Raw genomic sequence first — 12054 nt, 5'->3', positions numbered from 1 at the left:
CAGCACTTAACAAATGGCAAGAAGCAGGCTTATATGGTTTATGTAAAGGCGACTGGACGACCTCCAACTCCGGGCGCCAACCTCAGATACCGGCCGAGCCATTTCCCTGGTGACGCGGCAGGGTCTGAAAGGAATTCGATGACACGCAATTGCGGCCCGTCGAAGGAACTCCTTCCGGGCCGCAACTGCGTCAAGGATCATTCAGCTTCGCATCCGAGAGCAGCTTTACCAGCCAGTCGACGAAGACGCGGACCTTGTTGCTGAGGTGCCTGTTCGGCGGATAGACGATGTAGAGCGGCAAGGGTTCGCGGCTCCATTCCGGCAGGATTTCCACGAGCTCGCCCTTTGCCAAGGCGTCGCGGATCATGAAGCGCGGCAACTGGGCGATGCCCAGCCCATTCAATGCTGCATTGACGAAGGTTCGGCTGTCGTTGACCGAGAGCAGATAACGCGGATTGATCTCCAGATTTTCATTGTCCTTGCGGAACTCGAAGGGGTACGTCCGGTTGGTCTGTGCGCGGAAGTAACTCACTGAATAATGGTCGTTTTCAAGCTCTTCCGGGCGCGTTGGAATGCCGAATTTCTCGATATAGAGTGGCGCCGCGCAGGTGAGCATTTCGACTTCCGAAACACGTCTTGCGATCAGCGATTGGTCGGCGGGCGTGCCGCCCCGAAGCGCACAATCGACGTTTTCTGCGAGGTAATCCACGTTCCTGTCCCCGACACCGAGATCGACGCGGATTTCTGGATATTTCTGGTAGAAATCACAAAGCGCCGGCACGACGATCCAGTCGGCAAAGGCACCCGCCATTTCGACGCGCAGGCGTCCCGTCGGCAGGCCTTGCGAGTTCGTAAGACTGCCGTCCAGTTCCTCGAGTTCGGACACGATCTGTGCCGCTCGTTCGTAATAGAGCGCGCCGTCGGTCGTCACCATGACGCGGCGTGTGGTGCGGTTGAGGAGCTTGGTGTGCAGATGCGCTTCAAGCCCCTGAATGAGATTGGTCACCGTCGCCTTGGGCATGGCGAGCGTGTCGGCGGCCCGTGTGAAATTGCCCGTCTCCACGACGCGGATGAAAGCGCGCATTGCCGAGAGCTGGTCCATCGGAAATCACCTAAGCAGGTTGCACTGCGGTATTGTTCGAAATTCGGAACAGTGTAATCGCTCTATGGCTTCTTATTCCGACAATGGAATAACAATATCTTTTCTTCACAAATTGCAAGCCATCTCGGCTCGCAATACGATATGTGGGTCAAACGCGGGCCGGAACTATGGCGGTGCAGGTGAAAGACATAGTGTTGGAGAAGGTGGCCACCGGCCCCGTTTCCGCGCGCGTCTATCAGGGTGCCGAGTTCGGCAAGGGTTCGCCCATCGTACTGTTTTTCCACGGCGGCGCATTTCTTCAGTCGGGCGTCAAGGACAGCGTGGTTGCCGAAAGCCTGGCGAAGGCTGGCGCGATTGTCGCCGTGCCTGATTACAATGCCCCGCTTGGCAATATCTTTCCGAAGCCGCTGGAAGTCGGTTACTCCGTTTTTTCCTATCTTGCGAACAAGCGCGCCTCGGGTATTGGCGATCGCAATTCTCTGCTGATCGTGGCCGGCGAAGAGGCGGGCGGCAATATTGCTGCTGGCGTCGCTTTCAAGGCACGCGACCATTACGCAGATGCGCTCGATGGCCAGATTCTGATTTCGCCGCTGCTTGATCCTTTCATGGGCACGTCGTCGATCCGCAAGGCGGATGGCATCGGCATGCGTCAGCGATGGGCCGAGGGCTGGAGTCACTATCTCAGCGGAGGCGGCTGCCATCCTTATGCGGCGCCGTGTCTGTGCTCCCGTATTTCGGGGGTCGCACCAGCGCTTGTTCTGACGGCGGAGGATGATCCCCTTCGTGACGAGACACTCGGTTATGCCGATCGCCTGAAGCAGGCCGGTGTTGCAGTTCGCCGGAATGTCCTCCCCGCCGGGGCAGGCTGGCCAACCCTTTATGGCGGGAAATGCGAACAAGCGCCGAATTGGGAACAGACGATCACGGACCAATTCGAGAGCTTTGTCCGGGATATTGGCAGCCGACCTATTGCATTGAAGACGAACTGATTGAATCCGGCCACTGAGACAGGGCCGCAAGGAGAGTAACAATGACGTCCAGTAAGAAGCGCTGGGCCCTCGTGGGCGCCGGTTTAGGACTTGCTGCGTCCGTTTCGGCCGCAGCCATCTTTTTCGAACTGCCGATGAGCACGACCGCCACGGCTGCTTCCACGCCTGCGCAGGCTCCCGCTGTGCCGGTGACGGTTGCTGTCGTTGCCAGCCGTGACGTAACGACATGGCAGGAGTTTTCCGGTCGGCTCGAGGCAGTTGACCGGGTGCAGATCCGTTCACGTGTGGCCGGCGCCGTCCAATCCGTGCACTTCCGCGAAGGTGCATTGGTGAAGGCGGGCGACTTGCTCTTCACGATCGATCCCGAGCCCTATCAGGCGGCGGTTTCTCAGGCCGAAGGACAAGTTGCGTCGGCCGAGGCGAAGGTCAATCTTGCTCAGATCGAGCTGGAACGCGGCCGCAGGCTTTCCGATAACAAGACGATTTCGCAAAGCGACCTTGACCAGCGCCAGAATGCGTTCACCGAAGCGCAGGCTGGTCTCCGCACCGCCCAGGCGGCTCTTCGCTCCGCCCAGCTCGAACTTGGCTACACCGAGGTTCGCGCGCCGGTTGCCGGTCGCGTCGGCAAGATCGAGATTACTGTCGGTAATCTTGTTGCCGAGGGCAGTGCATCGCCCGCCCTGACAACGCTCGTGTCAGTCGATCCGATCTACGCAAGCTTCAACGTCAGTGAAGAGATGGTGACCAAGGCCCTGGCCGAGCTTCCGGCCACCGACGGCGCCGTACCCGCTGTCGAAGAAATCCCGGTTGAAGTCGGCACGCTTGCGGACGAGGGCACCCCCATCAAAGGCAAGCTGCAACTGATCGACAACCAGGTCGATGCGGCAAGCGGCACGATCGGTGTTCGCGCCATCTTTGACAATCCCGGCGGCAAGCTCATCCCCGGCCAGTTCGTTCGTGTCCGTATGGGCGAGCCGAAGGCCGAGAACAAGATCCTGATCAGCGACCGTGCAATCGGCACCGACCAGGACAAGAAGTTCGTGTTCGTCGTCGATGCCGAAAACAAGGTCAGCTACCGACCGGTCCAGCTTGGTGCGGCAGCGGAAGGTCAGCGAATTGTCGAAAGCGGCCTGACCGTCGGCGAGAAGATCGTCGTCAATGGCCTGCAACGTATCCGTCCCGGCGCAGTGGTTGCACCGCAGGCGGAAGAGAAAGTCGCGACGGCTCAGTAAGTCGAAGCATCCGGAGCGTCTCGGCGCTCCGCGTTAATTCCGAAATGACGTGATCCACCGGCGGCTTCCCAACCGCCGGAGAGGGTCGTTGCATCCAGATTTCATCCCGGAGAGGGCTTTGAAATGAATTTCTCCAGATTTTTTGTCGACCGTCCGGTGTTTGCCGGAGTCCTGTCGGTCCTCATCGTGGTCGCCGGTCTGCTGGGCCTGCGTGCGCTGCCGATTTCCGAATATCCCGAGGTCGTTCCGCCATCGATCGTCGTGCGCGCCACCTATCCGGGCGCAAACCCCGAGGTCATTGCGCAGACGGTCGCCACGCCGCTCGAAGAGCAGATCAACGGTGTCGAGGGCATGCTCTACATGTCCAGCCAGGCGACCTCGGACGGCGTCATGACGCTGACCGTCACCTTCAAGCTAGGCACGGACCCTGACAAGGCGCAGCAGCTGGTTCAGAACCGCGTGTCGCAGGCCGAACCGCGTCTGCCGGAAGAGGTGAAGACCATCGGCATCACGACGGTCAAGAGCTCTCCCGACCTGATGATGGTCGTGAACCTGATCTCGCCTGACAACCGCTATGACATCACCTATCTGCGCAACTACGGCGTCCTCAACATCAAGGACCGGTTGGCGCGCATCGATGGTGTCGGCCAGGTACAGGTCTTCGGTTCGGGCGACTATTCCATGCGCGTCTGGATCGACCCGCAGAAGGCGGCCGAGCATGGCCTTGCCGCAAGCGATGTCACCAATGCGATCCGCGGCCAGAACGTGCAGGCCGCAGCCGGCACCATCGGCGCTTCGCCCAGCCTGTCGGGCGTCGACCTGCAGCTGAACGTCAATGCGCAGGGTCGTCTGCAGACGCCTGAGCAGTTCGGCAACATTATCGTCAAAACAGGATCGAACGGCGAAATCACGCGTCTGCGCGATGTCGCCCGTATCGAGCTCGGCGCTGCCGATTATTCGCTGCGCTCGATCCTCGACGGCAAGCCGGCGGTCGCTATCCCGGTCTTCCAGTCTCCTGGTTCCAACGCCATCACCATCTCGGACGAAGTCCAGAAGACGATGGAAGAGCTGAAGACCGCCATGCCTGACGGCGTCAGCTACGAGATCGTCTACGACACGACGAAGTTCGTTCGCTCGTCGATCGAGAAGGTCGTCGATACGCTGCTCGAAGCCATCGCGCTCGTCGTCATCGTCGTTATCCTGTTCCTGCAGACATGGCGTGCCTCGATCATCCCGCTGATTGCCGTTCCGGTCTCGATTATCGGCACATTTGCGGTGATGTATGTCTTTGGCTTCTCGATCAACGCGCTCAGCCTGTTCGGCCTCGTGCTGGCGATCGGTATCGTCGTCGACGACGCGATCGTCGTCGTCGAAAACGTCGAACGAAACATCGAGAATGGCCTCAGCCCGCGGGCTGCGACCTACAAGGCAATGAAGGAAGTGTCCGGCCCGATCATCGCGATCGCGCTGGTGCTCGTCGCGGTTTTCGTGCCGCTCGCCTTCATCACCGGTCTGTCAGGACAGTTCTATCGCCAGTTCGCGCTGACGATCGCGATCTCGACCGTCATTTCGGCCTTCAACTCGCTGACGTTGTCTCCGGCTCTTGCTGCTATGCTGCTGCAGGATCATCACGCCAAACGTGACTGGCTGACGCGTGCCATGGATGCCGCCTTCGGCTGGTTCTTCCGTGGCTTCAACAGGGCGTTCGGTGCTGCCTCCAGGGGCTATGGCAAGGGCGTCGGTGGCCTCGTGTCGCGCAAGAGCATCGTCATGCTGGTGTATCTGGTACTGGCAGGCGCTACCTACGGCCTCTTCAATGCGGTGCCGGGCGGCTTCGTGCCGGCGCAGGACAAGCAGTATCTGATCGGCTTTGCCCAGCTGCCGGACGCCGCCAGCCTTGACCGTACGGAAGACGTCATCAAGCGGATGAGCGACATTGCCATGGCCGAGCCTGGCGTTGCCCATGCGATCGCCTTCCCGGGCCTGTCGATCAACGGCTTCACCAACTCCTCGAACGCCGGTATCGTCTTCGTGACGCTGAAGGATTTCGAGGAACGCAAGTCGCCGGCGCTTTCGGGCGGTGCGATCGCTATGTCCCTGAACCAGAAGTTCGGGGCGATTCAGGATGCCTTCATCGCGATGTTCCCGCCGCCGCCGGTCAACGGTCTCGGCACGACGGGTGGTTTCAAGATGCAGCTCGAAGACCGCGCCGGTCTTGGCTATCAGGTGCTCGACGAGGCCAACAAGGCGATGATCGCCAAGGCCTACCAGACGCCTGAACTGACGGGCATCTTCTCCGCCTACCAGATCAACGTTCCGCAGCTCTATGCCGATCTCGACCGTGAGAAGGCGGAACAGCTTGGCGTCCCGGTAACCGATGTGTTCGAGACGCTGCAGATCTATCTCGGTTCGCTCTATGTCAACGACTTCAACGCCTTCGGCCGCACCTACAGCGTGCGCGTCCAGGCCGATGCCAAGTTCCGGGCGCAGCCCGAGGATATCGGCAAGCTGAAGGTTCGTTCGGCATCGGGCCAGATGATCCCGCTGTCTGCGCTCCTGAAGGTGAACGCGACAACCGGGCCGGAGCGGACCAACCGTTATAACGGTTTCCTCTCCGCCGATATCAACGGCGGTCCTGCTCCGGGCTTCTCCTCCGGCCAGGCTCAGGCAGCGATCGAGAAGATCGCCGATGAGACCTTGCCAAAGGGCATCAGCTTCGAATGGACGGATCTGACCTATCAGCAGATCCTGGCCGGCAACTCGGGCGTGATCGTCTTCCCGCTGGCGCTGCTGCTCGTGTTCCTCGTGCTCGCAGCCCAGTATGAGAGCCTCGCGCTGCCGATCGCGATCATCATGATCGTGCCGATGGGCGTGCTGGCGGCGCTAACAGGCGTCTGGCTGACCGGTGGAGATAACAACATCTTCACGCAGATCGGTCTGGTCGTCCTTGTCGGCCTCTCGGCGAAGAACGCGATCCTGATCGTGGAATTCGCGCGCGAGCTGGAGTTCGAAGGTAGAACGCCCGTCCAGGCTGCCATCGAAGCCAGCCGCCTGCGTCTGCGCCCGATCCTGATGACGTCGATGGCCTTCATCATGGGTGTCGTGCCGCTGGTTCTCTCGACGGGTGCCGGTGCCGAGATGCGCGCAGCCATGGGTGTGGCGGTGTTCTCCGGCATGATCGGCGTCACCTTCTTCGGCATCTTCATGACGCCCGTCTTCTACGTGCTGGTTCGCAAACTTTCGGGCAACCGTCCGCTGGTTCAGCACAAGGAACACGAGCACGACGCGGAGGAAGCCGAGATCATCCGACTCGCCGCCGAATAACCCCCACTCAGCGGCGAGACGTGGAAAGGCGGAGCATTGCTCCGCCTTTCCTGTTTTCATGAGCCGATCATGCGGCTATGTCTCGAAGAACATGCAGGGCGAGGGGAGTCGCACACTGCAAGGACTGGTGGAGGCGGCCAATGCATATTGCGATTATCGGCGCAGCGGGAATGATCGGGCGCAAGTTGACTGCGCGCCTTGTCGCCGACGGCCAGCTGGGGAGCCAGCCCATCAATCGGCTCTCTCTTGTTGACGTCGTAACGCCCGCGGCCCCGGAAGGATTTGGCGGACGTGTCGAAACGAGTGCGGTGGACGTGTCCGCTCCCGGGCAAGCCGCGCGAATTGTCGCCTCGCGGCCGGATGTGGTGTTTCATCTCGCCGCGATCGTGTCCGGTGAGGCGGAACTGGATTTCGAAAAAGGCTACGGCATCAATCTCGAAGGCACGCGTGCGCTTCTTGAGGCGATCCGTGCCGCACATCTTCAGGATGGCTATAGGCCCTGCGTCGTTTTCACCTCGTCCATCGCGGTCTTCGGAGCGCCATTCCCCGAGGTGATCCCTGACGATTTCAATCTGACTCCGCTGACCAGCTACGGCACCCAGAAGGCGATGAGCGAGTTGCTGTTGGCGGATTACACGCGCCGCGGCTTCATTGACGGCATTGGGATCCGATTGCCGACGATCTGCGTCCGTCCCGGCAAGCCGAACAAGGCCGCCTCCGGTTTCTTCTCGGGCATCGTGCGCGAGCCATTGGCGGGACAACAGGCAATCCTTCCTGTCCCGGATACCGTCCGTCATTGGCATGCGTCCCCTCGGTCGGCCGTCGGCTTCCTGATCCATGCCGCCAGCATCGACCTACAGCCACTCGGCGCACGGCGCAGTCTGACGATGCCCGGCGTGAGCGCCACTGTCGGAGAGCAGATTGAGGCGCTGCGCAAGATCGCGGGGGAGCAGGCCGTAAGCCTGATCCGACGCGAACCGGACGAGCTGGTTATGAAGATCGTGTCCGGCTGGCCGCGGGCCTTCGAGGCCGAGCGTGCAAGGAAGCTGGGTTTCGCCGCCGATGCTTCGTTCGACGACATTATTCGCGTGCACATCGAGGATGAAATGGGAGGACGGTTGTAATGGTAGGCAAACCGCGAAGCATTGCGTTTCTGGGCACGGGGCTGATGGGCGCGCCAATGGCGCGCAGGCTGCTGAACTCGGGCTTCGCCGTCACGGTCTGGAATCGCAATCGCGAGAAGGCGCAGGATCTTGCTCAGGATGGCGCGACTGTCGCCGATACGCCTGCCGCTGCGGTCGCCGGGGCATCAGTCGTGTTCACGATGCTGACCGATGGAAACGCGGTGGAGGACGTGCTGTTCAGGCAAGGCGTGGCAGAGGCACTCGCTGCTGGCGCGGTAGTGATTGATTCCAGCTCGATTTCGCCGGATGCGGCGCGGGAACATGCCACGAAGCTCGCGGAACGCGGCATTGCCCATCTCGATGCGCCTGTCTCAGGCGGCGTGGTTGGAGCGACGGCCGGCACACTTGCGATCATGGCGGGTGGGGATGCCGCGGTGATTGACGAGCTGGCAGACGTCTTTGCACCGCTTGGCCGCGTCACGCATGTCGGGCCGAGCGGTTGCGGCCAGCTCGCAAAGCTTGGAAATCAACAGATTGTTGCGATCACGATCGGTGCCGTTGCCGAAGCGATGTTGCTTGTCGAGGCGGGAGGCGGATCGCAAGACGCGTTTCGCCGTGCGATCCGCGGCGGCTTTGCGGAAAGCCGCATTCTGGACGTGCATGGGCAGCGGATGGTCGACCGCGATTTCGGCACCGCCGGCCCTTCGAAATTGCAGCTTAAAGATCTGAACAACATCGTTGCAACGGCACGAAGTCTCGCCTTGACTTTGCCCCTCACGGAGGCAGTCCGCGCTGAGTTTGCAGAGTTTGTCGATCAAGGTGGTGGCGAGACTGACCACAGTGGTCTGCTGTTGCAACTCGAGGAAAAGAACGGCCGTTCCTCGAAAGGCTGAATTGCCTAGTGCACAGAGGTTCTGCCAAGATTGCGGGTGCATTCGGCCTGCAATTGTTGATAGATTTTTAGTGTGTTCTAATTAATCTCTCGCCAAAAGGTTGGTTCTGCAAGCATAATGGCTTTCTACTGAAGGCCCGACTCCATACTGTTACTTTAAGCGGCATGAGGCTTGGACGGCGTTGGCATCGAGCAGTCCCACACGGTCCGAACGAGAGTTCCAGGACATTCTGCGGCGCCTTGAGCTTGCCCTCGACGCGTCACAGATCGGCGTGTGGGAGCACAATCTCGATCGGAACGAGATCTCCTGGGATGTCCAGATGCATCGGCTCTACCAGACCGGCAGAGGAAGCGGGCCCGTCGCGACAGCCATCTGGACGAACGCCATTCACCCAGACGATCGGGAGCGCGCCGAGAAGGAGTTTGACGATGCTGCCGCGAAGCGGGGGCAATACAACTCGGAATTTCGGATTGTTTGGCCGAACGGAGAGATACGGCACATCCGATCACGCGCTCATTTCTATGTGAACGAGGAAGGCGCTCCCTCCTTCATCGGTGCCGAGTGGGATGTTACCACGGATGTACTTCTCGCGAACGAGGCGGCCAGGCAGCGTGCGGTCGCGGAGGCGCGCGCCTTGGCTTTGGAAGAGAGCAGCGCGCGCATCGAATACGCAGCAGAACACGATTATCTGACCGGCCTTCCCAACCGCCGACTTTTCGACAAGCGGCTCGCCGAGCTGGCAGAGGATGCATCCGTCTCCACTCTCGCTGTCCTGCATCTCGATCTGGACGAATTCAAGCAGATCAACGACAGTCACGGTCATGCGGCTGGTGACACCGTGCTGCGCGCCGCGGCCTTGCGGATCGAGGCAGCCATTCCGAACGCGGCTATGGCAGCGCGCATCGGCGGCGACGAGTTTGTCATCCTGCTTGTCAATTTCGGTGGGCTGACGGAACTGAACCGCCTGGCGCGTGACGTGCGGAGGCGATTGAAGAAGAAGATCCGCTTCGGTCACGAAATGCTGCAATCAGGCGTTTCGATCGGCATTTCCTGGTCGGCGGATCGTTCCGGTTCCAACTTGCTCGCCGAGTCCGATATCGCGCTCTACCAGGCAAAAACAGCAGGACGCGACCGCATCGAATTTTTCTCGCAGCAACTCAAGGACGACCTGATGGGCAAGCGACGCCTTGCCGAAGAGCTGAAGCTCGCGCTGGAGCAAGGCGATATCATTCCATTTTACCAGCTGCAGCTTGATGCCCACACGCGTGATATCGTCGGAATCGAGGCGCTGGCGCGCTGGCATCATAGCGAGCGCGGCACTCTGTCGCCTGGAATATTCCTGAAGATTGCGGACGAGTTCGGCCTGTCCTCCGAGATCGACGCTTCGATCCTGCGGCGAGTGCTCGCGGACCGGGTGACCTGGGAGCAGCACGGCACGACGTTGCCAAGAGTCTCGGTCAACATCTCGGGACAGCGTCTCTATGATCCGCAATTGATCGATGATCTGCGGACGCTTGAAATCCCCGAGGGCGCCCTGGTTTTCGAATTGGTGGAGACGATTTTTCTGGATGACTACGACGACGAGCTGCTGCAGACGGTCGAGGGCATCAAGCAGATGGGTATCGAGATCGAAATCGATGACTTCGGCTCGGGCCATGCGTCGCTCATTGGTCTCGTGCGGCTACGCCCGGCACGACTGAAGATCGATCGTCAACTGGTGAGCGAGGTGGACACGTCATCCGAACAGCGTCGCGTCGTCAAGTCGATCGTCGAGATTGCCAGGGCTCTCGGTGTCGACGTGATCGCGGAAGGCGTCGAGACGGAAAACCACGCCGTCACGCTGGCCAAGCTTGGCTGCCATACACTGCAAGGATTCGCCTTGGGGCAACCGGTGCCGGCTGCGGAGATTGACGGGATTTTCGCGTCGATGAAGGCGACGCAGACCGCCAAACTTGGTCGCTAGCTGCGCTTACGGCTCAAGTTCTAGGCGCGCTTCAAGGTACCAGTCGACGAACGCTTTCACGCCGACATCAAGGCTCGTGTCCGGCTTGTAGCCTGTCAGCGCCATCAGCAGGTCGGGACTGGCATAGGTTCGCGGTACGTCGCCCTTCTGCATTGGCAGCATCATCCGCTTTGCCGGCTGGCCGAGAGCCTTTTCGACGGTCTCCACGAATGTCATCAGGTTTTCGGGCTGGCCGCCGCCGATGTTGACAACGCGGAACGGCGCCTGATGCGAAAGCGTTTCGACCGCTTCGTCGTCCACGCGATTGGCTTCCGATGGAACAACGCGAGAAAGGCGGATGATCGCCTCCACCAGATCATCGATATAGGTGAAGTCGCGGCTCATCTTGCCTTCGCCGTAAATCTCGATCGGCTGACCTTCCAGCATGCTCTTCACGAATTTGAAGAGCGCCATGTCGGGGCGGCCCCACGGACCGTAGACGGTGAAGAACCGGAAAGCTGTCGTCGGGACCTTGTAGAGATGCGCATAGCTGTGCGCCATCAACTCCATCGATTTCTTGGTGGCAGCATAGAAGGTAAGCGGCTCATCGGTCCGATCGGCCTCCCGGAACGGAACGGACGGGTTGGCGCCATAGATCGAAGAGGTGGATGCCAACATCAGATGGCCGACGCCGGCGTCCTTGGCAATCTCCAGGATGTTCCAGGAGCCTTCCAGGTTGGAGGTCAGGTATGCGCGCGGGTTCTCAAGGCTGTAGCGAACGCCGGCCTGCGCCGCGAGGTGAACCATGACGTCGGGCTTTGCACTTGCGACAGCCTCTTCCAGCGCCTTGCGGTCTTCCAGCATGGCCGTTACCGCGCGGAAGGACGGAAACTGTGCCAGCGCCGCGTTGCGCATGTGCTTGAGCTTGATGTTGTAGTAATGCGTCATTCCATCAAAGCCGATGACTTCATGACCTTCCTGCAGCAGGCGGCGCGCAAGATGAAAGCCGATAAAGCCAGCGGTGCCGGTGATGAAGTAACGCATCTCTATTTCTTCTCGTTCTTCTTTCCGACCGCGAAGTGGTTGAACCCGTATTTGGTCACCTCAGCGACAGGGTAGATGTTCCTGAGGTCGACGACAGTTGGGGTCTTCACCAGCGATTTCAGGCGCTTGAAATCAAGCGCACGGAACTCGTCCCATTCAGTGACGATGACGATCGCGTCGGCGCTTTCGGCGATCTCATAGGGGTCGGTGCCGTAGGCGATCGGGCCAAGGACTTCCTTGGCCATTTCCATGCCTTCGGGATCATAGGCGTGAACAATGGCGCCACCGTCCAGCAGGGCCTGGATGATGGTAATCGACGGCGCATCACGCATGTCGTCGGTGTTCGGCTTGAAGGTCAGGCCGAGGACCGCGATCTTCTTGCCGCGAACATTGCCATCGCAGGC

9 protein-coding genes are annotated in these 12054 nt (G+C 60.3%); 6 read left to right on the top strand and 3 right to left on the bottom strand.

Features of this window, described 5'->3' with window-relative positions; translation table 11 throughout:
- Positions 1-190: 190 nt before the first annotated feature.
- On the bottom strand, positions 191-1102 hold the full coding sequence (locus JNB88_RS28385) for a LysR family transcriptional regulator (protein WP_220358374.1): 912 nt from the start codon (positions 1100-1102) through the stop codon (positions 191-193).
- A gap of 167 nt (positions 1103-1269) precedes the next feature.
- Between JNB88_RS28385 and JNB88_RS28380 the strand changes: the two genes are divergently transcribed.
- From JNB88_RS28380 to JNB88_RS28355, 6 genes are all read left to right on the top strand, one after another.
- Positions 1270-2091, top strand: a complete 822-nt coding sequence (locus tag JNB88_RS28380) for an alpha/beta hydrolase fold domain-containing protein (RefSeq protein ID WP_220358373.1) — start codon at positions 1270-1272, stop codon at positions 2089-2091.
- Positions 2092-2132: 41 nt separating this feature from the next.
- Positions 2133-3323 (top strand): efflux RND transporter periplasmic adaptor subunit, encoded by a 1191-nt coding sequence (locus JNB88_RS28375; protein WP_220358372.1) that lies wholly within the window; start codon positions 2133-2135, stop codon positions 3321-3323.
- A gap of 123 nt (positions 3324-3446) precedes the next feature.
- Positions 3447-6647: an efflux RND transporter permease subunit gene (locus JNB88_RS28370; protein WP_220358371.1), complete on the top strand. Its 3201-nt coding sequence runs from the start codon at positions 3447-3449 to the stop codon at positions 6645-6647.
- Between the two features lie 140 nt (positions 6648-6787).
- Entirely contained in the window at positions 6788-7771 is a 984-nt protein-coding gene (denD, locus tag JNB88_RS28365; RefSeq protein ID WP_220358370.1) for a D-erythronate dehydrogenase, read from the top strand.
- Positions 7771-8664 carry an NAD(P)-dependent oxidoreductase gene (locus JNB88_RS28360; RefSeq protein WP_220358369.1) on the top strand — a complete coding sequence of 298 codons (894 nt, stop codon included), beginning with the start codon at positions 7771-7773 and terminating at the stop codon, positions 8662-8664. Before denD ends, JNB88_RS28360 begins: the two co-directional genes overlap by 1 nt.
- Before the next feature lie 181 nt (positions 8665-8845).
- Positions 8846-10627, top strand: a complete 1782-nt coding sequence (locus tag JNB88_RS28355; protein WP_220358368.1) for a putative bifunctional diguanylate cyclase/phosphodiesterase — start codon at positions 8846-8848, stop codon at positions 10625-10627.
- A gap of 6 nt (positions 10628-10633) precedes the next feature.
- Here the strand turns inward: JNB88_RS28355 and JNB88_RS28350 are convergent, their stop codons facing one another.
- Together JNB88_RS28350 and JNB88_RS28345 are read right to left on the bottom strand one after the other, a co-directional pair.
- Complete coding sequence (locus JNB88_RS28350; RefSeq protein ID WP_220358367.1) at positions 10634-11650, bottom strand: NAD-dependent epimerase; 1017 nt, start codon at positions 11648-11650, stop codon at positions 10634-10636.
- Positions 11651-11652: 2 nt separating this feature from the next.
- Positions 11653-12054 (bottom strand): UDP binding domain-containing protein (locus JNB88_RS28345; protein ID WP_276572947.1); only part of this gene is annotated, 402 nt, incomplete at its 5' end.

Origin of the sequence: Rhizobium cauense, from assembly GCF_019511525.1 — a bacterium.
GTDB lineage: Bacteria > Pseudomonadota > Alphaproteobacteria > Rhizobiales > Rhizobiaceae > Rhizobium > Rhizobium cauense.
The sequence above is the reverse complement of the archived record's forward strand: the minus strand, read 5'-3'. Positions and strand labels throughout refer to the sequence as shown.

What these genes read in the sequence shown, in the direction of transcription:
- JNB88_RS28385 (WP_220358374.1), bottom strand. Translation starts at nt 1,102, where the DNA reads ATGGACCAGCTCTCGGCAATGCGCGCTTTCATCCGCGTCGTGGAGACG.
- JNB88_RS28360 (WP_220358369.1), top strand. Translation starts at nt 7,771, where the DNA reads ATGGTAGGCAAACCGCGAAGCATTGCGTTTCTGGGCACGGGGCTGATG.
- JNB88_RS28375 (WP_220358372.1), top strand. Translation starts at nt 2,133, where the DNA reads ATGACGTCCAGTAAGAAGCGCTGGGCCCTCGTGGGCGCCGGTTTAGGA.
- JNB88_RS28380 (WP_220358373.1), top strand. Translation starts at nt 1,270, where the DNA reads ATGGCGGTGCAGGTGAAAGACATAGTGTTGGAGAAGGTGGCCACCGGC.
- JNB88_RS28350 (WP_220358367.1), bottom strand. Translation starts at nt 11,650, where the DNA reads ATGCGTTACTTCATCACCGGCACCGCTGGCTTTATCGGCTTTCATCTT.
- JNB88_RS28370 (WP_220358371.1), top strand. Translation starts at nt 3,447, where the DNA reads ATGAATTTCTCCAGATTTTTTGTCGACCGTCCGGTGTTTGCCGGAGTC.
- denD (WP_220358370.1), top strand. Translation starts at nt 6,788, where the DNA reads ATGCATATTGCGATTATCGGCGCAGCGGGAATGATCGGGCGCAAGTTG.